The organism is Arthrobacter sp. S2(2024) (assembly GCF_036662515.1).
Lineage (GTDB): Bacteria > Actinomycetota > Actinomycetes > Actinomycetales > Micrococcaceae > Arthrobacter.
In genome coordinates, this window is the sequence record NZ_JAYKZI010000004.1 from 249196 (window position 1) to 272282 (window position 23087).

General features: G+C 63.7%; 24 protein-coding genes. 8 read left to right on the plus strand and 16 right to left on the minus strand.

Annotation, left to right across the window (positions count from 1 at the left end; all coding sequences use genetic code 11):
• Nucleotide 1 precedes the first annotated feature (1 nt).
• The gene (purQ, locus tag VLA65_RS10595) at nt 2–757 is read left to right on the plus strand and encodes a phosphoribosylformylglycinamidine synthase subunit PurQ (RefSeq protein WP_307052872.1); all 756 of its coding nucleotides are present in this window, start codon (nt 2–4) and stop codon (nt 755–757) included.
• Entirely contained in the window at nt 754–3072 is a 2319-nt protein-coding gene (gene purL / locus VLA65_RS10600; protein ID WP_284988638.1) for a phosphoribosylformylglycinamidine synthase subunit PurL, read from the plus strand. Before purQ ends, purL begins: the two co-directional genes overlap by 4 nt.
• Before the next feature lie 81 nt (nt 3073–3153).
• Here the strand turns inward: purL and VLA65_RS10605 are convergent, their stop codons facing one another.
• Nucleotides 3154–3447 carry a DUF503 domain-containing protein gene (locus tag VLA65_RS10605; protein WP_236814542.1) on the minus strand — a complete coding sequence of 98 codons (294 nt, stop codon included), beginning with the start codon at nt 3445–3447 and terminating at the stop codon, nt 3154–3156.
• A gap of 82 nt (nt 3448–3529) precedes the next feature.
• Between VLA65_RS10605 and VLA65_RS10610 the strand changes: the two genes are divergently transcribed.
• Nucleotides 3530–4387 carry a DUF1206 domain-containing protein gene (locus VLA65_RS10610; RefSeq protein WP_332602479.1) on the plus strand — a complete coding sequence of 286 codons (858 nt, stop codon included), beginning with the start codon at nt 3530–3532 and terminating at the stop codon, nt 4385–4387.
• Nucleotides 4388–4484: 97 nt separating this feature from the next.
• On the opposite strand, the gene VLA65_RS10615 is transcribed toward VLA65_RS10610, so the two are convergent.
• The 10 genes from VLA65_RS10615 to VLA65_RS10660 form a co-directional block, all read right to left on the minus strand.
• Nucleotides 4485–5378: a carbohydrate ABC transporter permease gene (locus VLA65_RS10615; RefSeq protein WP_332602480.1), complete on the minus strand. Its 894-nt coding sequence runs from the start codon at nt 5376–5378 to the stop codon at nt 4485–4487.
• Nucleotides 5378–6403, minus strand: coding sequence for a carbohydrate ABC transporter permease (locus VLA65_RS10620; RefSeq protein WP_172465567.1), 1026 nt, complete (start codon nt 6401–6403; stop codon nt 5378–5380). The genes VLA65_RS10615 and VLA65_RS10620 overlap by 1 nt, the downstream gene beginning before the upstream one ends.
• Nucleotides 6400–7809 carry an N-acetylglucosamine/diacetylchitobiose ABC transporter substrate-binding protein gene (gene ngcE / locus VLA65_RS10625; RefSeq protein WP_284988635.1) on the minus strand — a complete coding sequence of 470 codons (1410 nt, stop codon included), beginning with the start codon at nt 7807–7809 and terminating at the stop codon, nt 6400–6402. Before ngcE ends, VLA65_RS10620 begins: the two co-directional genes overlap by 4 nt.
• Before the next feature lie 209 nt (nt 7810–8018).
• Nucleotides 8019–8648 (minus strand): hypothetical protein, encoded by a 630-nt coding sequence (locus VLA65_RS10630; RefSeq protein WP_284988634.1) that lies wholly within the window; start codon nt 8646–8648, stop codon nt 8019–8021.
• Between the two features lie 82 nt (nt 8649–8730).
• Entirely contained in the window at nt 8731–9132 is a 402-nt protein-coding gene (locus tag VLA65_RS10635) for an MmcQ/YjbR family DNA-binding protein (protein ID WP_284988633.1), read from the minus strand.
• Nucleotides 9133–9158: 26 nt separating this feature from the next.
• Nucleotides 9159–10001 carry a polysaccharide deacetylase family protein gene (locus VLA65_RS10640; protein ID WP_284988632.1) on the minus strand — a complete coding sequence of 281 codons (843 nt, stop codon included), beginning with the start codon at nt 9999–10001 and terminating at the stop codon, nt 9159–9161.
• Between the two features lie 71 nt (nt 10002–10072).
• A complete protein-coding gene (locus tag VLA65_RS10645) occupies nt 10073–10498 on the minus strand; it encodes a CoA-binding protein (RefSeq protein WP_284988631.1) in 426 nt (141 codons plus the stop codon).
• A gap of 12 nt (nt 10499–10510) precedes the next feature.
• Nucleotides 10511–11305 carry a hypothetical protein gene (locus VLA65_RS10650; protein WP_332602481.1) on the minus strand — a complete coding sequence of 265 codons (795 nt, stop codon included), beginning with the start codon at nt 11303–11305 and terminating at the stop codon, nt 10511–10513.
• Nucleotides 11302–11856: an RNA polymerase sigma factor gene (locus VLA65_RS10655; protein ID WP_284988629.1), complete on the minus strand. Its 555-nt coding sequence runs from the start codon at nt 11854–11856 to the stop codon at nt 11302–11304. The genes VLA65_RS10650 and VLA65_RS10655 overlap by 4 nt, the downstream gene beginning before the upstream one ends.
• Before the next feature lie 393 nt (nt 11857–12249).
• On the minus strand, nt 12250–13539 hold the full coding sequence (locus tag VLA65_RS10660) for an adenylosuccinate synthase (protein WP_284988628.1): 1290 nt from the start codon (nt 13537–13539) through the stop codon (nt 12250–12252).
• Nucleotides 13540–13912: 373 nt separating this feature from the next.
• Between VLA65_RS10660 and VLA65_RS10665 the strand changes: the two genes are divergently transcribed.
• Both VLA65_RS10665 and VLA65_RS10670 read left to right on the plus strand, forming a co-directional pair.
• A complete protein-coding gene (locus VLA65_RS10665; RefSeq protein WP_332602482.1) occupies nt 13913–15604 on the plus strand; it encodes a phospholipase C in 1692 nt (563 codons plus the stop codon).
• A 269-nt stretch (nt 15605–15873) separates the two neighbouring features.
• A complete protein-coding gene (locus VLA65_RS10670) occupies nt 15874–16506 on the plus strand; it encodes a hypothetical protein (protein WP_059388504.1) in 633 nt (210 codons plus the stop codon).
• Nucleotides 16507–16650: 144 nt separating this feature from the next.
• On the opposite strand, the gene VLA65_RS10675 is transcribed toward VLA65_RS10670, so the two are convergent.
• The 3 genes from VLA65_RS10675 to VLA65_RS10685 form a co-directional block, all read right to left on the minus strand.
• Complete coding sequence (locus VLA65_RS10675) at nt 16651–17070, minus strand: DUF3151 domain-containing protein (protein ID WP_059388503.1); 420 nt, start codon at nt 17068–17070, stop codon at nt 16651–16653.
• On the minus strand, nt 17070–18161 hold the full coding sequence (gene fbaA, locus VLA65_RS10680; RefSeq protein ID WP_268819367.1) for a class II fructose-bisphosphate aldolase: 1092 nt from the start codon (nt 18159–18161) through the stop codon (nt 17070–17072). Before fbaA ends, VLA65_RS10675 begins: the two co-directional genes overlap by 1 nt.
• Nucleotides 18162–18257: 96 nt before the next feature.
• On the minus strand, nt 18258–18905 hold the full coding sequence (locus VLA65_RS10685; RefSeq protein ID WP_332602644.1) for a TrmH family RNA methyltransferase: 648 nt from the start codon (nt 18903–18905) through the stop codon (nt 18258–18260).
• 187 nt (nt 18906–19092) lie between these two features.
• Between VLA65_RS10685 and VLA65_RS10690 the strand changes: the two genes are divergently transcribed.
• The gene (locus tag VLA65_RS10690) at nt 19093–19923 is read left to right on the plus strand and encodes an HAD-IIA family hydrolase (RefSeq protein WP_113990628.1); all 831 of its coding nucleotides are present in this window, start codon (nt 19093–19095) and stop codon (nt 19921–19923) included.
• 17 nt (nt 19924–19940) lie between these two features.
• Nucleotides 19941–20618 (plus strand): tyrosine-protein phosphatase, encoded by a 678-nt coding sequence (locus tag VLA65_RS10695; RefSeq protein WP_332602483.1) that lies wholly within the window; start codon nt 19941–19943, stop codon nt 20616–20618.
• A 10-nt stretch (nt 20619–20628) separates the two neighbouring features.
• Here the strand turns inward: VLA65_RS10695 and VLA65_RS10700 are convergent, their stop codons facing one another.
• On the minus strand, nt 20629–21678 hold the full coding sequence (locus VLA65_RS10700) for a thioesterase domain-containing protein (RefSeq protein WP_284988625.1): 1050 nt from the start codon (nt 21676–21678) through the stop codon (nt 20629–20631).
• Between the two features lie 67 nt (nt 21679–21745).
• Nucleotides 21746–22318 carry an orotate phosphoribosyltransferase gene (pyrE, locus tag VLA65_RS10705; protein ID WP_268023778.1) on the minus strand — a complete coding sequence of 191 codons (573 nt, stop codon included), beginning with the start codon at nt 22316–22318 and terminating at the stop codon, nt 21746–21748.
• 127 nt (nt 22319–22445) lie between these two features.
• Between pyrE and VLA65_RS10710 the strand changes: the two genes are divergently transcribed.
• Nucleotides 22446–23087 (plus strand): NADPH-dependent F420 reductase, encoded by a 642-nt coding sequence (locus VLA65_RS10710; RefSeq protein ID WP_284988624.1) that lies wholly within the window; start codon nt 22446–22448, stop codon nt 23085–23087.

Genomic DNA, 23087 nt, shown 5'->3' on the forward strand with positions numbered 1-23087 from the left:
CATGACTGAACTTCCTTTGATCGGCGGAGCCCCCGTGGCCGTCGAACCCCATTTGGCCGGGGCCAAAATCGGCGTCGTCACCTTCCCTGGCACCCTTGACGACCGCGACGCCGCCCGTGCGGTCCGCCTCGCAGGCGGCACCGCCGTCGCACTTTGGCATGCGGACACACAGCTGGCCGACGTGGACGCCGTGGTCATCCCGGGCGGATTCTCCTATGGCGACTACCTGCGCGCCGGCGCGATTTCCCGCTTCGCTCCGCTGATGTCCCGCATCATCGATGCCGCCAACAGCGACGCCAAGCTGCCCGTGCTGGGTATTTGCAACGGTTTCCAGATCCTGACCGAGTCGCACCTGCTCCCGGGCTCCATGATCAAGAACGACCACTTGAAGTTCTTGTGCCGCGACCAGGTGCTGCGCGTCGAGAACAACAAGACCTTGTGGACCTCGGATTACGAGGCTGGCGAGGAAATCACGGTTCCGCTGAAGAACCAGGATGGCCAGTACATCGCCGACGAAAAGACCCTGGACGCCCTTGAGGCCGAAGGCCGCGTCGTGTTCCGCTACGTCGGCTGGAACCCGAACGGTTCACGCCGCGACATCGCCGGCATCAGCAACGCCGCCGGCAACGTAGTGGGCCTCATGCCTCACCCCGAGCACGCGGTGGAGCCCGGATTCGGTCCGGAGTCCAACGCCGGCACGGATGGCTTGGGCTTCTTCACTTCCGTCCTGAACAAGATCGTGGGAGGCGCACAGTGACCACCTCAGCTGAAACCGTTGGCAAGAAGTTCAACATCGACACCGTCGAGAACGCCGCGAAGACCCCGGACACCGAGCTCCCCTGGGCCGAGCTCGGACTGAAGCAGAACGAGTTCGACGAGGTCGTCAAGGTCCTGGGCCGCCGCCCCACGGGCGCCGAACTCGCCATGTACTCCGTGATGTGGAGCGAGCACTGCTCCTACAAGTCCTCGAAGAACCACCTGCGCCAGTTCGGCGAAAAGGTGACCGAGGAGATGAAGAAGGACATGCTCGTGGGCATCGGTGAAAACGCCGGCGTCACCAACTTGGGCGACGGCTGGGCCGTGACGTTCAAGATCGAGTCCCACAACTCGCCGTCGTTCGTGGAGCCCTACCAGGGTGCCGCGACCGGCATCGGCGGCATTGTCCGCGACATCATCTCGATGGGCGCCCGCCCGGTGGCCGTGATGGACCCGCTGCGTTTCGGCGCCATCGACCACCCGGACACTGCCCGCGTCATGCACGGTGCTGTTGCCGGCATCGGTGGCTACGGCAACTCGCTGGGCCTGCCGAACATCGGCGGCGAAATGGTGTTCGACTCCGTGTACCAGGGCAACCCGCTGGTCAATGCGCTGGCAGTCGGCGTCATGCGCCACGAAGACATCCGCCTGGCCAACGCGTCCGGCAAGGGCAACAAAGTAGTCCTGTTCGGTGCGCGCACCGGCGGCGACGGCATTGGCGGCGCCTCTGTGCTGGCCTCGGAGTCGTTCGACGACACCAAGCCTTCCAAGCGCCCCGCCGTCCAGGTAGGCGACCCGTTCGCCGAAAAGGTGCTCATCGAGTGCTGCCTGGAGCTGTTCAAGGGTTCTCTCGTTGAGGGTATCCAGGACCTCGGCGCGGCAGGTATCTCCTGCGCCACGTCCGAGCTCGCTTCCAACGGCGACGGCGGCATGCAGGTTGAGCTGACTTCCGTGCTGCTCCGCGACCCCACTCTGACCCCGGGCGAGATCCTGATGTCCGAGTCGCAGGAACGCATGATGGCCGTTGTCACGCCGGAGAACATCACCGCGTTTGAAGCGGTCATGGACAAGTGGGCCGTGGAGTACTCCTGGCTGGGCGAAGTGACCGACACCGGCCGCCTCATCATCACGTGGGAAGGCGAAGTCATTGTCGACGTCGACCCGCGCACCGTCGCCCACGACGGTCCGGTCTACGACCGCCCGTTTGCCCGCCCCTCATGGCAGGATTCCGTCCAGGCCGATACCTTCACGGGCTCCGTGCAGGACGCCGGCCGCCCGTCCACTTCCGGGGAACTGGCTGCCGCCATCACCGAGCTCATTGCTTCGCCGAACATGTGCAGCAAGGCCTGGATCACCAAGCAGTACGACCGGTACGTCGGCGGCAACACCGCCATGGCGTTCCCGGACGACGCCGGCGTGGTCCGCGTGGACGAGGAAACCGGCTTGGGCGTGGCCCTGGCCACCGATGCCAACGGCCGCTACACCTACCTCGATCCGTACCACGGCGCACAGCTGGCACTGGCCGAGGCCTACCGGAACGTCGCCACCTCCGGCGCCGTCCCGATGGCCGTCAGCGACTGCCTGAACTTCGGTTCCCCCGAGGACCCGGACGTCATGTGGCAGCTGGCCGAGTCCATTCGTGGCCTGTCGGACGCGTGCATGGAACTGGGCGTCCCGGTCACCGGCGGCAACGTCTCGCTGTACAACCAGACCGGTACCGTGCCCATCCACCCCTCCCCCGTGGTCGCCGTGCTGGGCAAGCTCGACGACGTCGCGCGCCGCACGCCGTCGGGCTGGAAGGAAGATGGCCAGGCCATCTACCTCCTGGGCACCACGGCCGCGGAACTGGACGGTTCCGAATGGTCCAACCTGCGCGGACACCTCGGCGGTTTGCCGCCGAAGGTTGACCTGTCCATCGAGCGCCAGCTCGGCGAGATCCTCATCAACGCCTCGCGCGACGGCATGATCGACGCCGCGCATGACCTCTCCGAGGGCGGCCTTGCCGCTGCGCTGGTGGAGTCCGCGCTGCGCTACGGCGTCGGCGCCCGGATTGCGCTGGACGAACTCGTGGAGCGCGACGGCGTGGATCTGTTCACCGCGTTGTTCTCCGAGTCCCAGGGCCGGGCCATCGTGTCCGTTCCGCGCTCCGAGGAAATCCGCTTCAAGGACATGTGCACGGCCCGCGGCTTCGCCCACCTCCGGATCGGCGTCGTCGACGCTGCCGGCGGCAAGCTGGAGATCAACGGCGTGGACGAGCTCTCCTTGGACGCTCTCAACGAAGCCCACGAGGCCACCCTGCCGAAGTACTTCGGCTAAGCCCTGGGACCCCCAACGCGGGGTCACTTACGGCCCAAGAATCCCCTCGGGATGGGCCGTAGGTGACCCCGCGTTGTGTTTTCAGTCTTCGCTGTGGAGGTCCCGGCGTCGGGCGCTCAGGAGCTCCAGTTCCGGGCGTGCTGCAACGAAGCGTTCGACGGCGTCGAGCACCTCGACGAGATGCGCCCGGTCTGCTGCCACTGCCCCCGCGCCGATGAGTACGCGGCGATGCTGGTCCAAATGCCCGGTCTCGGCGGCAGAGACTTCGAAACGCCGTTTCAACTCGGCGATCAGCGGACGCACGAGGGAACGTTTCTCCTTCAGGCTGTGCACCTCGCCGAGGAGGATGTCGAACTCAATCCACGCGATCCACATGCGCCCATCGTATCCAGTAGTCCGCGCGCCCTCCCGCTTCGGAGCCCACGGTGGCAAGATAAGGGCAGACTAAAGGAGCTCCATGGGCGCGGACGATCATACGAACAAGGCCGGCAACGCAGTATCCCGGGGTGCCGATTCGGTGGGAGACGCCGTAGACGATGCGAAGGATTCACGCACCGTCAGGGTAGTGGCACGGGCCGGGTTCGTCGCCTTAGGGCTGATACACCTCCTGATCGGGATCATCGCCTTGGGGATCGCGCTGGGCGCATCCGGCCAAGCCGACCAAAGCGGTGCGGTCGGCCAGCTGGCTGCCACGCCTGGCGGCGTCGTCCTGTTATGGGCGGGACTAGTGGCCTGCGGTGTCCTCGCGCTGTACATGGCGAGCGACGCCGTGATGGGGTGGAGCGGGGGTGGCAGCTCGAAGCCCTGGATGAATCGGCTCAAGGCAGCCGGGCAGGCGATCGTCTTCGCTGTTGCCGCGGTGACCTTCGGAAGCTTCGCGCTCAGCCGTCCGAGCAGCAGCAGCGAGAAATCCCGCTCGACCAGTGCAGACCTCATGTCCAGCACTCCGGGAACTGTCCTCTTGGTGATCATCGGAGTGGCGTTGCTGGCGGCTGCCGGCACCTACGTCTTCCTGGGGATCACACGCAGGTACGAAAAGAACCTGAGGGGAAAACCGTCGGGAGCCTTGGGAGATGCGTTCACGGTGCTTGGAGTAGTGGGCTATTGCGCAAAAGGGGTGGCGCTTGGCGCAGTCGGCTTGCTCATCCTGATTGCCACGGCGGAGCACGACCCCTCCCAACAAGGGGGCCTCGACTCCGCACTCAAGGCCTTCCTGAAACAGCCCTTTGGCGGATGGGTGCTCGGGTTCGTCAGCCTCGGACTGATGGCCTACGGCGTCTACTCCTTGTTCCGTTCCCGTTACCAGCGGCTCTGAAAGCGGGCCCAACCTTCGGGTGGTGGGCAGAAACGCCCGACGGCGGCCCCCACCAAAGGTGGGAACCGCCGTCGGGCGCTTTTTTAGCCAGGTTGTGCTACTTGGACGTGCCTTGCGACACCGAACCCTGCAACTGGCGCTGGAAGATGACGTAGACGATCAGAACCGGAACCACCGTGACGGTGACTGCTGCGAACAAGGCGCCGAAGTCCACCGCATAACCCATTTGGCCGGCGAAAGCGGCCAGTCCTTGGGACAGCACGCGCGGCCCGGCCGCGTTGATGGCCACCGGAATCAGGAACTGGTTCCACAAACCCAGGAAGTTGAAGATTGCCACGGAAGCGAGTCCCGGCTTGGCCATCGGCAGCATGACCTGGAAGAACGTCCGCCACTCGCCTGCTCCATCTAAGGCAGCCGCTTCCGTGATTTCGTGAGGGAGCGACTTGAAGAAGGAAAACAGGAAGAAGACCGTGAACGGCAGCGCGAAGCCGACGTACACCAAGGTCAAACCCGGGAGGGTGTTGAGGAGGCCGAGTCTCTTCATGACGAAGAACAAAGGCACCATGGCGAGGAAGATCGGGAACGTGAGGCCGGCCAGCATGAGGTAGTAGATCGCCTTGCTACCGAAGAAGACATAGCGCGCCAGGACGTAGGCGCACATGGCCCCGAGGACCATGACGATGACCAGGGCGCAGCCCACCACAATCACGGAGTTGAGGAAGTAGCTTCCGATGCCGGCCTCGGTCCAGGCCTTGACGTAGTTGTCGAAGCGCCACAGGGAGGGCAGGGCGAACGGCGAAGCGAAGATCTCGCTGGAGGTCTTGAAGGAGGACATGAAAGTCCACAACAAGGGCAGGATCACGATCAGCGACCAGATGGTCAAGGCAGTGTGCGAAACGGCGCCCACCACCTTGTCCCCTGGTGTCGTGGCCGGTTTGCGCGGGTTGAAGTGCAGCGACTTCATTTCCTGGCTGGCTATTTTGGTAGTCATCAGAGGGACACATCCTTGTCGCCACCAGTGAGCCTGTTGACCAGGAACACGAGGCCGGAGAAGATCAGGGTGGCTACGGCCAGCACAACGCCCATGGCGCTGGCCAGTCCGAACTGGCCCTTCGTGAAGGCGGTGAAGAAGAGCTGCTGCGACATCACCAGGGTGGAGTTGTCCGGACCACCGCCGGAGTTCAGGGCGGCCATGTAGACGAAGGCATCCAGCGCCAAAATGCCCATGTAAATGTACGCCGTCTGGATGTTGTCCCGGATCAGCGGGATGGTGATGGACACGGCAGTGCGGAAGCGCCCCGCGCCGTCAATCCGGGCGGCCTCGAACAGTTCGGCGGGGATACCTTTGATACCCGCCACGAAGAGCACCATGTAGAAGCCGATGAAGCCCCACACGATCACGAACATCGTGGCGATCATGGCGGTGTTCTTATCTCCAAGCCACGCGTAGGACTTGAATTGGTCCATGCCGAGGGAAGTGAGGATGCCGTTCAACAGACCCCCGGAAGGATCGTAGATCTGGCCCCACATGATGCCGATGGCGATCGCCGGAATCGTGTAGGGGAAGAAAGAGACAACCCGGTAGAAGCTGGAGTTGCGCAGGCCTTTGATCTGGCCCTTGCTGCTGCCGCCCACTGTCACCAAGGTTGCCAGCACCAGGCTGAGGATGATGGTGATGATGGGCAGGCAGATGACCAGCAGGATGTTGTTCCCCATGGCCTTCATGAAGATGTCATCCGTGAAGAGCTTCCGGTAATTCTCGAGTCCGATGAAGTTCTGGTCGGGTGAGAAACCGCTCCAGTCAGTCAGGGAGTAGCCGAACGCCTGGATGAAAGGCCAAATCACAAAGAGGAGGTAGATCGCCAGAGGCAGGCCCAGGAAGACCACGAAGAAACTGACCTTGTCGAACGTCAGGGGCTTGCGCCGCCTCTTGTAGACGGGTGGTGCGGTATCCGGAACGACGACGGCGGACGCGCCGCCGTCGACCCGGAGGGTTTTTGCTTTCACTGAAGTCACTTCACTTCAATCTTCTTGACCGAGCTGTCGTTACGGACCTTGTCGGTGATCTTCTGCAGGTCCGACGTCAGTGTGGCGACATCGGACTTTCCATCGAGGAACGTGTTCCACACAACCAGCTGGTCCTTGTTGGTGCCGTAAAGGTCAATGAAGTTCCAGGTGTAGATGTTGTCGCCCGCGTCGCTGAGCAGCTTCGTCTGGGAGACGAGTGCCGTGGAGCCGAAGCCATCGGAGGGAACGGTGTCCTTGACGATGGTGGGGGCCAGCTTGGTCTTGGCGAAGTTGGTCGCAGCGTCCTTGGAGAGCATGACGCGGAGCAATTCCTTGCCGCCGGGAACGTTCTTGCCCTGTGATGGAACCACGAAGGGCTCGCCCGCTGCGCTGTGCAGTGCCGCGTAGGGCAGTTTGGAGCTGGTGGTCACCGAGGGGACGGGCGCACCGGTCATCTTGAAGCCGGCCTTGGTCTGGTCCTTCATCTCGTTTTCGATCCACGAACCGGACGGGTAGAACACTGCTTCCTGGGCGTTGCTCCACTGTGCCTGTGCTGCCGTGAACTGCGTGCCCGAGCCACCTGGCTTGAAGTGGCCTGCCTTGACGATCTTTTCCAGGGCGGTGAAGACGCTCTGGAGTGCAGGGTGGGACCAGCAGTCTGCCTTCAGGTTTTCAAGGCCGAGGCGAACGTCGTGGCCACCCTCCTTGATAGCGGAGGCGATCGCCATTTCCTGGTAGTACGTGGCGGCTTCCTTGCCCCAGACGAACAGGTATTTGCCCTTGGCCTTGGCTTGCTCGCCGAGCGCGTACATCTCATCCCAGGTCTTGGGAACGGACCAGCCGTTGTCCTTGAGCAGGGCATCCGAATACCACATCGCGTAGACGGTGAGGACGTAGTTCAAGGCCGCCAGCTTGCCCTCGAAGGTACCCGGGGCGAGCACTCCGCCGTAGAGGGTGTCCTTGATGACCTTGCCTTCGAGGTTCTTGGCGTTGACCACGCTGGTGAGGTCTTCAAGCTGGGCCAGGATGGTGCTGAAGCCGATTGCCTTGGCACCCGAGTTGTCGATCAGGTCCGGCGGGTTGCCTCCGACGAATCGTGGCTGCAGTTCCTGTGCGATGTCCGTGGACGGGGAAATCTTGGCAGTGGAACCTGAATGTGCGCTTTCGAAGCCCTTGCCCGCGAAGTCGACATAGTCGATTCCGTACCCGCCCTTGAAGATCACTGCGTCAACGGTGGACTTGTCTGCCATGCCGAAGGGATTGGTGTCCGAAACGGTCCCCGTTGGACCAGTTGTTCCTCCGCCGCCACCCCCCGCGCAGGACGCCATCGAGCCGGCCAACGGCACAAGCACGGCCGCGGCAAGCGCGCCGCGGAGGAAACCGCGGCGTGCAAAAGACTGCTGCTGAACGTTCATCCTAAAACCCTCCAGAGACTCGTAGTACCTCACGCTGACGGCGCCTCGGCCGGCAGTCGATCGGTCAGGGCACCGCCGCTGCGACGCGCCCTTCGTGTGACATACTTCACCACGAGTGATTGAAAAGCAATATTTGAGGGCAGTTTCAATCAACTTTTGTCAAAATGTGATCTGACGATTCTGCCGTCCGGAGGGGTCGTTTGGGTGTTTTAGCCCCGTAAATTCAGGGATTTTGCGCACTGGGCGATAGCCTCGCGCGCCCATTGCTGCTGTTGCTCGGTTCCTACCCGCTCAGCCCATTGCTCGGCGAGCTGGAACTCCACCATCGCCTCGGTGCGGCGACCGTCGTCGTACATCGCCCAACCGAGGTTGTTGTGCAGGGAAACCATCCACCGTTTGGTGCGTGCATCCTCGACGGCGGACGCGTACTCAAGCGCGCTGCGCGTCCACGATTCCTGGTGGCCGGAGTCCGCGATAGCCAGCATATGAAGTGCATCCACAGCGAGGAAATCTTCGCCCAGGAGGTCGCCCATCTCGGCGGCCTGCTCAAAGAGCGGAACGGCCATGGCAGGGTGGCCGGCGGAGTTGAGCAGGCGGCCGCGCTCCAGGAGGATCCGCACCGCAATGGTGGGCTCCTCTTCGGCGTCGATCCCGTCCAGGAGGGCGTCCGCCTCCTCGAAGCGGCCCTGCAGGCCGATTGCCCGGCCCAATTGGGTGGCGAGCTCGGCCCGTTCAAAGGGATCGTAGGCGGGATCGGCCATGGCTTCGCGGAATCGGGCTTCCGACAACGCGGGGTCCTCAAAATTCCACAGCTCATCGAGGGTCTTTTGTTCCAGCATCTGGCTCCTCCTGATTGCTTCGAGGCGATGGAAGGTGCAGTCCACTCACAATCTAGCCGAAGCGGCAGGCGGGGTCCGCGTGTCAGTCCTTGGCGAGCCGGGCCCAGCCCAGTTGCTCCTGCTGCTTGCGGCTCAACGAGGAAACCACCAGGTCATAGGAATCCTCCACCATGTCCCGGACCATGGAGTCAGGGAGCGCGCCATCCAGGCGCACGCCGTTCCAGTGCGTCTTGTTCATGTGCCAGGCACCGGTGATTTCCGGATGGGCCGAGCGGAGTTGCACGGCCAAGGCGGGATCGCATTTGAGGCTTACTGCCAGGTTCTGGTCGTCCATGGCGGATGCGGCGAACATCTTGCCTTCCTGCTTGGATCCGCCGGATACGGCGGCCCGGACCTTGAAAACCGAGGTTTCCGGGCCGAACGGGAAGTCTTCATAGCTCCCGGGGAAGCCAAGGCAGATTTGGCGGAGTGTCGCAGCGTCCATGTAGCGAGACTAGCGGACCGATCGCCTCACGCAACGTCCAGGAAGTCCTCGAGGAGCACCACTTCCAGCCCGGCAGCCACTTGCGCCGAGCGGAAGGCCTCGAAGTCCGCCGCGAATTCGGGGCGGAAGTGCATCAAGACGATGTCGCCGGGCCGGAGGGAATTGCCGTACTGGTAGTCCATCCGCCCGGCATTGGCCTTGGCCTCCCACGTAACGATCGCCTTCAAGCCGGCGGCGGCCACGGCTTGCCGCATGGCGGTCGAATAGGCACCCCCCGGAGGCCTGAACAGTGTGGGCTTGCGGCCGTACTGCTGGAGGGCGAAATCCTGCATTCCTGCGATGTCGTCAAGCTGCCGCTGGTAACCCCATTGAGTGGTCATGTTGACGTTGTGGCTGACCGTGTGGTTTTCAACCAGGCTCCCCTGCGCCATGAATGCCTTGAAGAAGGCGGGGTTGTCGCGGACCGTGTTGCTCGTCAGGAAGAGCGTGGCCGGGTAGCCGTTCTCCGCGAGGAGCCGGACGCTTTCCGGGGACTTGACCAGTCCGTCGTCGATCGTGAGGAACACCACGGGATGTTTGGTGGGGATTTTGGTGATCACGGGAGCCAGTCCGCCTTGGATTGGCGGCAGCGTGAAGTCGGGGGTGAAGGGGTTCCGGAGCCGCCCGGGACCCGCAGGGCTTGGCGTGGGACTCATCGCGGCGCTTGCGGACGACGACGGCGAGAGGCCTACCGTGCGGGGCGCCGCCGTCGGGCTTTCCGCGGACTGGTTTCCCGGGACCGCGCAAGCCCCCAGCCCGGCCACGAGGGAAGCCCCGAGGAAACCGAGCGCTGTGCGTCGGCTGGCGGTGGAGGGATGGTGGTCACACATGGGGATTCCCTGGTCTCGAAAGGGTGATTGCCTCCAAAACATACCAGCGGCCGGTTAACAGAAAACGACGGCTAGATGCCGCTCCGCCAGCCCATCTGGGCCGGGCAAGCGTTCATGACGACGTCCAGGCCCGCAGCTTTGGCCCGCTCCGCTGCGTCCTCGTCAATGACTCCGAGCTGGAGCCACACAGCTTTCGCTCCCACGGCAATCGCTTCGTCCACGACCGCGCCGACGCGCGAGGAGTTCACAAAGCAATCGACGACGTCGATGGGCTGTTTCTCGAGGGGCACGTCCGCAAGGAATTTGTACCCGGTTTCGCCGTGGACGTCTTCGCCCTTTTGGTTGATCGGGATGATCTCCATGCCCATGGTGTCGCGAATATAGAGGGCTACTTCGAACGCGGAGCGCCATTCATTCGTGCTGAGTCCCACGATGGCCCAGCGGCCCTTTGTTCGCATCAGCCGGTCTATGACTGCCGGATCGTTGACATGTGTCATAGCTTCAGCCTACTAGCGGGACAGCAGTCCAAGGAGCCAACGCAGCGAGGGCCCGGCAGGCTTCAGGGACACGTCGTCCTGGGTGTTCTCGACTGCTTGCTGCACTCCGTTTTGGAGGTCCTTCGCCGTGGGGGCTGATGGGATGGCAGTTTTGGGCTGCGGAAGGATTCCCTGAGAATCGTTCTTAGGCTCGGTGTGGGCTGCCTTCGGGGCTTGCTCCTGCGTTGGCTGGCTTGCCGGAGCCCGACCGGCCGCCGGTGCTTCCGGCTCGTGCGCCGCCTCGCCAGTACCAGCTGGAGCAGTGACCACGGGATCCGCCGAGGGGCCCGCCACCGGGGCCGCCGGCGGCAGGTCAACGGGCGCCGGGTGCGTCGTAACCTTCGGGGAGTCCTGGGCGGGGGCCGGAGGTACCAGCGACGGCGGAGCTGTGGTCCAAGCGGGCGCCCAGCCGGAGATCAGCGTCTGCATGAATTCCGGCGTTCCCTTGCTGAATCCGCCGCTCGCGGCCGCAACGCCACCAACACCCAGGCCCATGGCGGTCAGGACCGCAGCACCAATAACGGCGGGGCGATGCTTGCGCAACTGACGCCGCTTGCCGAGCTCGTCGAGGGGAAGAGTCTCGCCCACAGCCGAGCCAGCCAACATCGCCGCGAGCGCGGGCCCGGGGACAGGCGCCGGCATGGAGGCAAACGATTCCAGTGCCTTCAACGAATCCGTGACTTCAGGGGCGTCCGTGAGGCCAGCCTCAAGCATGAGCTCGAGGATGACCGCGTCGCGGTCAATGTCCTTGCAATCCCAACGCATCATGGTGCCACGTATTCCTTTACTACCGAGTGCTCGCGGAGTGAATTCAACGCCCGGCGCTGCAGTTGTTTGACTGCGCCTTGGCTTTTCCCCATGATTTCGGCTGCTTGGTCAACGGTCAGACCGGCAACAATACGAAGGGTCAGGACTTCCCGCTGATCTTCCCCAAGGAGGTCCAGCAGCGCCATGACTTCCCCGGGCGCCACGCGGTTCATCGCTTCGGCTTCTGCCGAACTCGACTGGCGCGTGTCACGTTCAGGTTCAAACTCGTGATGCTCAGGTGCCCTGCTTTGACGGCGGTGGTCATCCACCATCCGCGCATGGGCCACCGAGAACACGAACGTCCGCAGACCGCTGACGCCGCCCGTGATCGTCTCGACGCGAGGCAGGACGGCAAGAAAAACGTCTTGTGTGACAGCTTCGGGATCCGAGACACCTTTCGCCGTCAGGTAACCGAGCACCTGGCCCGCAAAGGCCTGGTAGACGGCGCTGAACAGTTCAGCTTCGCGGCCGCGAAGGGCCAGCAATGCTGCATCGGTCAAGGCGTCGGTCACTGAAGCGTGGCTTTCGTTGGGGAGCGAATGTCCGGATCCATGCGAGATCCTCGGTGCCGCCCAAACGCGGCAGGGCCGGGCAACCTCACCTAGCTTAACCGCTGCTCCCGCTATGCCCAAGGACCAGCCTTCGGTTCCGGGGACCTGCCTCTCCCGGACTTTTTGCACATCCACGAAACCCCTTCAGACATGAAAAGGGCCGAGCTGAAACATGATGGGGGACAAATTTCAGCTCGGCCTTTCAAAGAGGTAATCGTCGGGGCACCCCAAAGGGTTACGCGGATTCCAAAAGTTTTTTCCGACGGCGTTTTGTGTGCCTTTTGGCGCGGAACGCACGACGGCGGGCCACCCCTGAAAGGGCGACCCGCCGACGTCGTGATTTAGCTTTGGTGACTAGTCCTCGATGAGGTCGTGCACCACGATCGTCTGGTCCCGGTCCGGGCCGACGCCGATCGCGGAGAAGCGCGTGCCGGAGAGCTTCTCGAGGGCCAGCACGTACCGGCGGGCGTTCTCGGGGAGGTCTTCGAGCGTCTTGGCGCCGGTGATGTCCTCGGTCCAGCCGTCGAAGTACTCGAAGATCGGCACTGCGTGGTGGAATTCGGTCTGGGTCATGGGCATTTCGTCGTGGCGGACGCCGTCGACGTCGTAGGCCACGCAGACCGGGATCTGCTCGATGCCGGTCAGGACGTCCAGCTTGGTGACGAAGTAGTCCGTGAAGCCGTTGACGCGGGATGCGTGGCGGGCCAGGACGGCGTCGTACCAACCGCAGCGGCGTGGGCGGCCGGTGTTCACGCCGAACTCGCCGCCGGTCTTCTGCAGGTACATGCCCATCTCGTCGAAGAGTTCCGTGGGGAACGGGCCGGCGCCGACACGGGTGGTGTAGGCCTTGATGATGCCGATGGAGCGGGAGATGCGGGTGGGTCCGATGCCCGAGCCAACGGACGCGCCGCCGGCGGTCGGGTTGGACGACGTCACGAACGGGTAGGTGCCGTGGTCGACGTCCAGGAACGTGGCCTGGCCGCCCTCCATGAGGACCACCTTGCCCTCATCCAGTGCGTTGTTGAGGACCAGCGTGCTGTCAATGACCAGCGGCCGCAGGCGCTCGGCGTAGGACAGGAAGTAATCCACGATCTCGTCCACCACCACATTGCGGCGGTTGTAGACCTTGACCAGGAGCTCGTTCTTTTGGCGCAGCGAGCCTTCCACTTTCTGGCGGAGGATCGATTCGTCGAAGACATCCTGCACGCGGATACCCAGGCGGGCCACCTTGTCCATGTAGGCCGGGCCAATGCCCCGGCCTGTGGTGCCGATGGCGCGGCTGCCGAGGAAGCGCTCCGTGACCTTGTCCAACACCTGGTGGTACGGCGCCACGAGGTGGGCATTCGCGGAGACACGCAATCGGGAGGTGTCGGCGCCGCGGGCTTCCAGGCCATCGATCTCCTGGAACAGCGCTTCAAGGTTCACCACGCAGCCGTTGCCGATGATCGGAATCGCGTTGGGGCTCAGAATGCCGGCAGGAAGGAGCTTGAGCTCATACTTCTCACCGCCCACCACAACGGTGTGCCCGGCGTTGTTGCCGCCGTTGGGCTTGACCACGTAGTCAACGCGGCCACCGAGCAGGTCGGTTGCTTTGCCTTTGCCTTCGTCGCCCCATTGGGCTCCGACGATCACGATAGCTGGCATGGGATCCTCCCCCATTCTTTCGGGCCGGTCCTGGCGGGATCACCAAGGCTCAGCGCCGTACATGAGAACGCCCCGAATCTTTCGGTCCTGCCCGCAGACTTTCGCAAAAGTTCATCGGCGGGATCAGCAAGAGTTCCGGGGCTCTTACCAGCCAAGTTTAGCCGATGCGGCTCTTGGACCTGTTGTCACACGGTCGGAAGGCGACATGAAAACAGGGAGGGCGCCCTCCAAGTTCCCCGTGAGCAGAATGTGAACTCTTCCCAAACAGTCCGCTTCGAGCCTCCAAAACGGCCCTCGGGCCCCAGGCGAGCGGCTACATTCTTTGTGAATCCTCACCCCCAGCGGGCACTTCCGTGAATCTGAAGGGAAATCGATGAATTTTCGCAACAAGCGGCTCTTGTCCACGGCAGGAGTGAGCGCACTCGCAGCATCCACGATCGCTGCCGGCCTGATCGGGTTCGGCATGACGCCGGCCTCGGCCAATAACGACCACAAGGACACCGCGACGCCTATCAAGCACGTCGTCGTAATTTTCGGCGAGAACGTCTCCTTCGACCACTACTTCGCGACGTATCCGCAGGCAGCCAACACGGCAGGCGAAACCCAGCAAGGCAGCGGCGCAGCGGCTCCCGCGTTCACGGCGGCCAAGAACACGCCGAAGAACATCGCCACCCTCGCCAACGACAAGCTCTTGGCACCTAACAATCCCAACTCGGTCCAGCCCCAGCGGCTGACTCCGGGCCAGGCAATCACGTGCGACCAGGACCACGAATACACCGCGGAGCAGAAGGCCTACAACGGTGGCTTGATGAACAAGTTCGTCGAGAACACGAGTATGGACACCTGTTCGGGTGGCCAGTTCGGGCGTCCCGGGCTCACCATGGACTACTACGACGGCAACACCGTCACCGGGATCTGGAACTACGCCCAGAACTTCGCCATGAGCGACTCACACTTCAGCACCGTTTTCGGCCCGTCCAGCCCCGGCGCGCTCAACCTCGTGTCCGGCCAGACCCACGGCGTCACCGAATTCACCGCCGCCGGACAGCCCGTCAAACCGGCAACCAGCGACTACACGGTCAAGTTCCCTGACGCGAACGGCGTCGGCACCATGACGGAAGACCCGGATCCGGTCTACGACGACTGTTCCAACAAGAGCCACGCAAGCAAGAACAATCTCGCCGGCATGCAGGGCAAGAACATCGGCGACCTGCTCAACGACAAGGGCGTCAGCTGGGGCTGGTTCCAGGGCGGCTTCGCCCCGACGACGCCGGCCACGGACACCACCCCGGCAGCCTGCATGACCACCCACACCAACATCGCGGGTGCCACGGTGACTGACTACAACCCGCACCACCAGCCGTTCCAGTACTACAAGTCAACGTCCAACCCCCACCACCTTGCTCCGGCCAGCGTGGACGAAATCGGACACAACGGCCAGGCCAACCACCAGTACGACACCACGGACTTCGCGAAGGTGGTCAACTCGGACAACATGCCTGCCGTCTCCTTCCTGAAGGCGGGTAACTACCAGGACGGCCACGCCGGCTACTCCGATCCCCTGGACGAGCAGAAGTTCATCACGCAGCAGGTGAACGCCATCCAGAACTCGAAGAACTGGGAAAACACCGCAATCGTCCTCGCCTACGATGACTCCGATGGCTGGTACGACCACGTCGCGGCTGGCGTGAAGAACTCCTCCAACACCACTGACGACGCCGCATGGTGCCTCAACGCGTACAACAAGGGTGTCCCGATGGCCGGAGGCTATGCGGACCGTTGCGGCCCCGGCCCCCGCCAGCCGCTCGTGGTGATCTCGCCCTTCGCGAAGAAGAACTTCGTGGACCACACCCAGACGGACCAGTCATCCATCCTTCGCTTCATCGAGGACAACTGGCACACCGGCCAGATCGGCGACTCCTCGGCGGACGCCAAGGCCGGCTCCATCAACGCGATGTTCAACTTTGACAACGCGCGGGACGTGAAGCTTATCCTCAACGAATCGAACGGCACCGTGGTCTCCCGGACCAAGGAAAGCGACGACCAGAACGAGAACAAGCAGTAGCAAGGTACTTCCGAAACGGCACCGTCCCGAATGCATCGGGATGGTGCCGTTTCCGTTAACGTACGGCCTAGCGCACGGCCCGGTCCATGCCCGGAAGCCGGCTCCCGCCGTCGAGAGTCCCACCACAGAAGTCCCGATTCACCCCACAGCTCACCGCCGTTCCGGTAGAGTTAACCAGCCCCCAACACTGCACCCAATCTGACCGGTCGCGGCAAACCGCTCCCGGCCGGATAAGTGCGCCTCGCTACACGTAGGAGACCCAAGCCCATATGCAAGACCTGGCGACTGAAACACGCGAAGAGCAGCTCTGGAACCGACGTTTCGAACCCCACATCGCCGAGGTCACGGGGCTTTGCGATTCCCTCAAAGAACAGAAGCCGGGCAGCGAAGTCCTCTACGTGGACCCCGTCCACAGCGTTGACGAGTGCCGCATCATCAGCCTTTTCTCCAACACCCGCACCACGGAGGGCTCGGGCTTCATCGTCCCGGGTGACGCGGATGCCACCACCCGCATGGTGGGCATGCAGTGGCAGTTGGGCCTTCGTCCCGAACTCATGATGCCGTGGAACGTCTACCCGTGGATCGAGCCCGACGGCGAACCGGGCAAGCTGACTCCTGCCAACATCACCGAAGGCCTCAAACCGCTCCTGCGCCTGCTGGCGATCGTGCCGCGCACGTCCGTGCTGGTAGCCCACGGCAATGAAGCCCATCGATTGGCAGACCAGCTGATGAAGGCTGCTCCGCAGAGCATCCACCGCCGCGGCTTCAAGACATTCAAGGTCCGCTCGCTCGGTGGGCGTTCCTTCGCCGGCTCCCCCACGCGCCAGCAGGAGTACCTGGACCTCATTCATGGCGCCTACGCCGAGGCCATGGCCCGGACCGGCCTCACCCCGGTCTCCTAGGACCCGCCCGACCCAACTGACTCGCATTTGTTGTCGTTATGACGCCTCATAACGACAACAAATGCGAGTTAGTTGGGTGGGGAAAGCGCGACGGCGGCCGCCCACCTGAGTGGGAGGCCGCCGTCGGCGTTTAATTCACTTGTCCTAGCCTTCGATCGCTGCCTTCGCGGCGGGATCGGAGTCGTTCAGGAATTTCTCGATCCGCTCCGGTTCCTCAGCCTCGCCGATGGCAGCCGACGCCCGGCCGAGGGAGTACAGGGCGCGCAGGAATCCCCTGTTGGGCTCGTGCTCCCACGGGATGGGCCCGACGCCGCGCCAACCGTTGCGCCGCAGCGAATCCAGTCCGCGGTGGTAACCCACGCGGGAATACGCATAGGAATCGATGGTCCGGCCGTCAGCCCAGGCTTCTTCGGCCAGGATCGCCCACAGCAACGAAGACGTGGGGTACTTGGCCACGAGGTCCAGGGCCTCCTGCCCCAAGGCAAGGTGCTGGTACACCTCGGTCTCGGCAGGGAGAAGCGTCGGCTCCGGGCCCATCAGGTTCTTGCGGAATTCGTCGGACATTAGAAGGTCTTGCCTACCGAACCGAGCTGCTTTGCGGCTTCCACGATGCGGGCAGCCATGCCGGCTTCGGCGGAGGCTCCCCAGACGCGGGGGTCATAGGTCTTCTTGTTGCCCATTTCGCCGTCGACCTTCAGGACGCCGTCGTAGTTCGAGAACATGTGTCCGGCAACCGGGCGGGTGAACGCGTACTGGGTGTCGGTGTCGATGTTCATCTTGATGACGCCGTAGGAAACAGCGTCAGCGATTTCCTGCTCGGTGGAGCCGGAGCCGCCGTGGAAGACAAGGTCGAACGGGTTGGTCTTGCCGATCTTGGCACCGACCTCGGCCTGGATCTGCTTGAGCAGTTCGGGGCGGAGCTTGACGTTGCCCGGCTTGTACACGCCGTGCACGTTGCCGAAGGTCAGGGCGGTCAGGTAGCGGCCGTTCTCGCCGGCGCCGAGTGCCTCGATGGTGGCGAGGGCGTCTTCGGTGGTGGTGTAGAGCTTCTCGTTGATCTCGTTCTCGACGCCGTCTTCCTCGCCGCCGACCGTGCCGATTTCAACCTCTAGGATGATCTTGGCCGCAGCTGCGCGTTCCAGGAGTTCGCGGCCGATCCGCAGGTTCTCGGACAGGGTCTCGTGCGAACCGTCCCACATGTGCGAGTTGAAGATCGGGTCCTTGCCGGCCTTGACGGCTTCCTCGGAAGCGGCCAGCAGCGGCAGGACGAAATCAGCCAGCTTGTCCTGCGGGCAGTGGTCCGTGTGGAGGGCGATGTTCACGTTGTAGTTCTTGGCGACTTCGCGGGCGAAAGCCGCGAAACCCAAGGAGCCGGCAACCATGTCCTTGACGGAGGCGCCGGACCAGTAGGCAGCACCACCGGTGGAGACCTGGATGATGCCGTCCGATTCGGCCTCGGCAAATCCGCGGATGGCGGCGTTCAGGGTCTGCGACGAGGTCACGTTCACTGCCGGGAACGCGTATCCACCGGCCTTCGCGCGGTCGATCATCTCGGAGTAAATCTCTGGGGTTGCGATGGGCATGCTGACTCCTATGCTGATTTTCGTCTGTGGGTTTTGTTGACCCTGGAGTAGACCTATACGGCTAGGCACCATCCTAGCGACTGAAGAATCCGACACCGTGTTTCCGGTCACGGAGACGGGTAACACTTGCGGACCTTTTGCCGCCGGGTCCTCTCAGGACAGGCTGACTCAAGACACGCGCTGGCCGAAGTTGTGCCGGCGGATCCACGCGTGCATCGCGATGGCCGCGGCCGACGCCGCGTTCATGGACCGCGTGGAACCATACTGCTCAATCGACAAAGTGGCGACGGCGGCGTCGTGCACCTCGGGAGTCAGGCCGGGGCCCTCCTGCCCGAACACAAGGACGCAGTTGCGCGGAAGTTCGTAGGTTTCCAGCGGCACGGAATCGGGGAAGATGTCGATGCCGATGATGGCCAGCCCCTCCCCCTGCGCCCACTCCACGAAATCCTCCACGGTGGGGTGGTGGCGGACGTGCTGGTAGCGGTCGGTGACCATGGCGCCGCGACGGTTCCACCGGCGTCGTCCGATGATGTGGACCTCCTTGGCGAGGAACGCGTTGGCGGTACGCACTACGGTGCCGATGTTCAGGTCGTGCTGCCAGTTCTCAATGGCAATGTGGAAATCGTGCCGGTGGGCGTCCAGGTCCGCGACGATCGCCTCGTGCTTCCAGTACCGGTACTTGTCCACGACATTGCGGCGGTCGCCGTCCGCCAGGAGGTCCGGGTCCCACTGCTCGCCTTCCGGCCAGTCGCCTTCCCAGGGCCCGACGCCGACCTCCGGTTTCGCTTCGGACTCCCCTTCGGTAGAGGAGAGGATGGGCGGGACAGCAGCGGAGTCGGTGGGGGCAGGGTTCTGGGGCCGGTCAGTCACTCCTCAACCCTAGCCCGGCCAGTGCCGCATGCGGCGCCGATACCCGGCCCCGTAACGCAGGACACCCGGGTGTCTCGGAGACCGAAAGATGAAAGACTTGGGACGAGAAGCAGCCACTACGCGGAGGAAAAGCATGGAGAACGCAACCGAGGCCCCCAAGAGCTCAGCCCTTTACCGCAACGGACACGAAATCGAATGCTGGCTCACGGACATGGACGGTGTCCTTGTCCACGAAAACCAAGCGGTTCCCGGAGCGGCTGAACTGATCCAGCGCTGGGTGGACACCTCGAAGCGATTCCTCGTCCTCACGAACAACTCCATCTTCACGCCGCGGGACTTGGCAGCCCGGTTGAGCTCCTCAGGCCTGGAAATCCCGGAAGAGAACATCTGGACATCGGCCCTGGCCACGGCCCAGTTCCTCAAGGACCAGGTGCAGGGCTCCGAGTCCGGGAACCGCGCCTACACCATCGGTGAGGCAGGGCTCACGACGGCGCTGCACGAGGCCGGCTTCATCCTCACCGACCAGAACCCGGACTTCGTGGTGCTCGGCGAAACCCGCACCTACTCCTTCGAAGCGATCACCATGGCCATCCGGCTGATCCTCGCGGGGGCGCGTTTCATCGCCACCAACCCGGATGCCACCGGTCCCTCGAAGGACGGGCCGATGCCCGCCACCGGCGCCATCGCCGCGCTCATCTCCAAGGCGACCGGCCGCGAGCCCTACATTGTGGGCAAGCCAAACCCCATGATGTTCCGTTCCGCGATGAACCAGATCGACGCGCACTCCGAGACCACGGCAATGATCGGTGACCGCATGGACACCGACATCATCGCGGGCATGGAAGCCGGGCTGCACACGGTCCTGGTGCTCAGCGGCATCACCCAGCGGGAGGACATCGCGGCCTTCCCGTTCCGGCCGAACCAGGTCCTGAACTCGGTAGCGGACCTCAAAAACCAGATCTAAGAAGAAGGGCCGGTGCCATGGCTGTGCTGAACCTCCGGTCCCTGGCCGGTGGCCGTATCCTGAGGGGCAGCCAGCCATTTGGCATGGACACCGCGGCGACGGCCGCGTTCCTGGAACGTCATGGCATCCAGGCCGTCGTGGATCTCCGGAGCGCGTACGAGCGCGCCATCGTGCCCTGGCAACTTGCCAACGGCGCGGTGGAGCTCGTGGAGAACCCCCTCGATCCGCGTACCGCTTCTGCTGGGCTCCAATCGATCCACACGGCCGAAGACCTTGGCGAGCTGTACCTTGGGTGGGTTCGCGCCCGCCCGGATTGGGTGGCCGAATCGCTGCGTCCCGCGACCCAGGGCAAGCGGACGCTCATCCACTGCTCGCTCGGCAAGGATCGCACCGGCGTCGTATCCGCTCTGGCGCTCCTCGCGACGGGCGCTGACCGCGCGGCCGTCGTGGCGGACTACGCCGCAAGCACCGCGGCCCTCCCCACAATGCTGGAAACCATGTCAGCAGCTTGGCGGCTGGCTGTCCCCGAGGTTCCGGAGGAGGCATTCAGTCCCTCGCTCATGCTGCTGCAATCCCCCGAAGCCGCGATGGAATACTTCCTGGACCGTTTCGGGCACGAGTTCGGCGACGCGGCGGATTACTTGCGCGTCGCCGGCCTCAGCGGTTCCGAGCTGGACGGACTGCGGCGCAGGTAGGGAGGCACCGTCAGTAGAACACCACCCGCGAGCCGGCCCGGGGCAGCGGAAACAGCTCGTTCTCCAGGTCCTCAATGATCGGATTGTAGATAAAGGGATTCCACTGCGGGCTCGCATGGGCGGGGCGGGCGCCGTCGGTCCTGCGGCCCGTGGACGCGATGTTGAGGGGGAATACCTTGGCCCACGCGGCCCGGGCGGTTTCGTAGTTCACGGTGTCATCGTTCGGGTTTCCGATGAAGGCCATGCGGGTGTCTCCCAGCCCGTCGACAAACCGTGTGCCGTCAAAGTGGTAGATGTAGTCCGATTCGCTCTGGATCAGCACGCTCGACGGCGCGATCGGCGAGAGCTGCTCCAAGGTCTGGTCCCAGATCTGCCCCCATGTGCGTTCGTGCTTGTTCACCACGCGCTCGCCCAGCTCATAGCCGCCGCGGAGGACTGACGGAACCTGGAAGCCGCTCTCGTACAAGAACACGACGCCGTCGAACCAGCTTTGGTCGAGGATGTCGTACTTACTGAACGGCGAGGAATCCAACAGGATCAGCTTGACGCTGACGTTGCGTTCACGCAGGCGTGCGGCCACCTCAGTGGCCAACATCCCGCCGAAACTGTGGCCGTAGAAATACAGGGTGTTCAGCTTGCGCTCATTGATATAGGCGAGCACAGCGTCCACCACCTCAGTGACTTCCATCCCCAGGTTGGAGTATCCGACGGCGGCCATCTGGCCGCGCTGCCGGAGCGAACCGCGGATCGAGTTGAGGATCCATTGGGCCTCTTCCCAGCTCGTCTTATAGCCGGGAAAGAGGATCCAACTCGAGTTGGGGTAGTACGACTCCGCGAAATCGTCCCCGACCGGGAGGATCTTGGTGGTGCGGCGTTCCGCCTGGACCTGGCGGGTGAACAGCATGTCCGCTGCGAGGGCCGTGGAAGCACCGGCTCCAATCAGGAAGGAACGGCGGGAAAAGCTCTTCAGCTCGGCGGCTTGGCGGAGCACCCGGGCAAGGGAGCCCGGGTCCTGCCAGCGCTGCTGCCTCCGAGGGAATTTCCCCGCCCGATAGTTCACGCAGCCAGCTTAGGCGCTTCGGCGGACGGGCACACGGTCCCCCCAAACCCGCCCGGCCTTGGCAGAGTTAGTCGAGTCCCAGCTCGTCCTTGCCGAAGGCGAAGAGGTACGGCACGCCGGTTTCGGCCTCGATCTTTTCCTTGGCGCCAGTGTTGCGGTCCACGATGACGGCCACGGCCACCACGTTGCCACCGGCCTTGCGGACGCCCTCGACGGCGGTCAGTGCCGAGCCGCCGGTGGTGGAGGTGTCCTCGAGAACCACGACGTTCCGGCCTTCCACTGAGGGACCCTCAACCTGGCGGCCCATGCCGTAGGACTTCTGGGCCTTGCGCACCACGAAGGCGTCAACCGCGCGGCCGGCGTCGGCCGCGGCGTGCATCACGGCGGTCCCGACCGGGTCCGCACCCATCGTCAGGCCACCGGCGCACTCAACGGCGATTCCGGCGTCGTCGATCATGGAGAGCATCACCTGGCCAACAAGCTTCGAAGCCTCGTGGTGGAGGGTGATGCGCCGCAAGTCGATGTAGTAGTCCGCCTCGGCACCACTGGAAAGGATCACCTTGCCGCGGACAACCGCCAGTTCTTTGATCAATTCGAGGAGGCGGGCACGGGCAGCGGCAGTGTCAACAGCGGGAGTCATGGTGCCCATTCTACGTAAAGCCGTTCGACGCAAGGGAATGGCGAGCGTCATGCACTGTCCACGGCGCCGGCACGTCACCCGCCGTAACCTGTGAAATATCTGCGCGGGAGGCGGTGTTCCCGCACATATGACAACAATCGGAATCATCGGTGCAGGACACATTGGCAGCCAAGTCGCCCGCAAAGCAGTCGAGCTTGGCTATGACGTAGTGATCAGCAACTCGCGGGGACCGGAAACCCTGGCGGAACTGGTGGCGGAGCTTGGCGAACATGCCCGGGCCGCAACACCGGCCGAGGCAGCAGCGGCGGGCGATTTCGCCGTCGTGACCGTTCCCCTCAGGAGCTACCAGGACATTCCCGTGGAACCGCTCGCGGGCAAGATTGTGATCGACACGAACAACTACTACTGGGAGCGGGACGGGCGCATCCCGGAGCTCGACAAGGGCGAGGCCACCACGTCGGGCCTGCTGCAGAAGCACCTGCCCACGTCCAAGGTGGCCAAGGGCTTCAACCACATCATGGCGAAGGAGATCGGCACTGACGGCTCCCCGTCAGGCGCCGAGAACCGCCGCGCATTGGCCACCGCCAGCGACTACCCCGAGGCGGCGGAACTCGTGGCGAAGCTCTACGACGAGTTCGGTTTCGACACCGTCAACATCGGCCCGCTCGATGAGAGCTGGCGCGTGGAGCGTGACCGCCCGGCCTACGTGGTGCGGCAGAACGCTGCCGAACTCAAGGACAACCTGGCGAAGGCACCGCGCACCATCTGA

What these genes read in the sequence shown, in the direction of transcription:
- purQ (WP_307052872.1), top strand. Translation starts at nt 2, where the DNA reads ATGACTGAACTTCCTTTGATCGGCGGAGCCCCCGTGGCCGTCGAACCC.
- VLA65_RS10605 (WP_236814542.1), bottom strand. Translation starts at nt 3,447, where the DNA reads ATGTGGATCGCGTGGATTGAGTTCGACATCCTCCTCGGCGAGGTGCAC.
- VLA65_RS10610 (WP_332602479.1), top strand. Translation starts at nt 3,530, where the DNA reads ATGGGCGCGGACGATCATACGAACAAGGCCGGCAACGCAGTATCCCGG.
- VLA65_RS10615 (WP_332602480.1), bottom strand. Translation starts at nt 5,378, where the DNA reads ATGACTACCAAAATAGCCAGCCAGGAAATGAAGTCGCTGCACTTCAAC.
- ngcE (WP_284988635.1), bottom strand. Translation starts at nt 7,809, where the DNA reads ATGAACGTTCAGCAGCAGTCTTTTGCACGCCGCGGTTTCCTCCGCGGC.
- VLA65_RS10630 (WP_284988634.1), bottom strand. Translation starts at nt 8,648, where the DNA reads ATGCTGGAACAAAAGACCCTCGATGAGCTGTGGAATTTTGAGGACCCC.
- VLA65_RS10635 (WP_284988633.1), bottom strand. Translation starts at nt 9,132, where the DNA reads ATGGACGCTGCGACACTCCGCCAAATCTGCCTTGGCTTCCCCGGGAGC.
- VLA65_RS10640 (WP_284988632.1), bottom strand. Translation starts at nt 10,001, where the DNA reads ATGTGTGACCACCATCCCTCCACCGCCAGCCGACGCACAGCGCTCGGT.
- VLA65_RS10645 (WP_284988631.1), bottom strand. Translation starts at nt 10,498, where the DNA reads ATGACACATGTCAACGATCCGGCAGTCATAGACCGGCTGATGCGAACA.
- VLA65_RS10650 (WP_332602481.1), bottom strand. Translation starts at nt 11,305, where the DNA reads ATGATGCGTTGGGATTGCAAGGACATTGACCGCGACGCGGTCATCCTC.
- VLA65_RS10660 (WP_284988628.1), bottom strand. Translation starts at nt 13,539, where the DNA reads ATGCCAGCTATCGTGATCGTCGGAGCCCAATGGGGCGACGAAGGCAAA.
- VLA65_RS10665 (WP_332602482.1), top strand. Translation starts at nt 13,913, where the DNA reads ATGAATTTTCGCAACAAGCGGCTCTTGTCCACGGCAGGAGTGAGCGCA.
- VLA65_RS10670 (WP_059388504.1), top strand. Translation starts at nt 15,874, where the DNA reads ATGCAAGACCTGGCGACTGAAACACGCGAAGAGCAGCTCTGGAACCGA.
- VLA65_RS10675 (WP_059388503.1), bottom strand. Translation starts at nt 17,070, where the DNA reads ATGTCCGACGAATTCCGCAAGAACCTGATGGGCCCGGAGCCGACGCTT.
- fbaA (WP_268819367.1), bottom strand. Translation starts at nt 18,161, where the DNA reads ATGGTGCCTAGCCGTATAGGTCTACTCCAGGGTCAACAAAACCCACAG.
- VLA65_RS10690 (WP_113990628.1), top strand. Translation starts at nt 19,093, where the DNA reads ATGGAGAACGCAACCGAGGCCCCCAAGAGCTCAGCCCTTTACCGCAAC.
- VLA65_RS10695 (WP_332602483.1), top strand. Translation starts at nt 19,941, where the DNA reads ATGGCTGTGCTGAACCTCCGGTCCCTGGCCGGTGGCCGTATCCTGAGG.
- pyrE (WP_268023778.1), bottom strand. Translation starts at nt 22,318, where the DNA reads ATGACTCCCGCTGTTGACACTGCCGCTGCCCGTGCCCGCCTCCTCGAA.
- VLA65_RS10710 (WP_284988624.1), top strand. Translation starts at nt 22,446, where the DNA reads ATGACAACAATCGGAATCATCGGTGCAGGACACATTGGCAGCCAAGTC.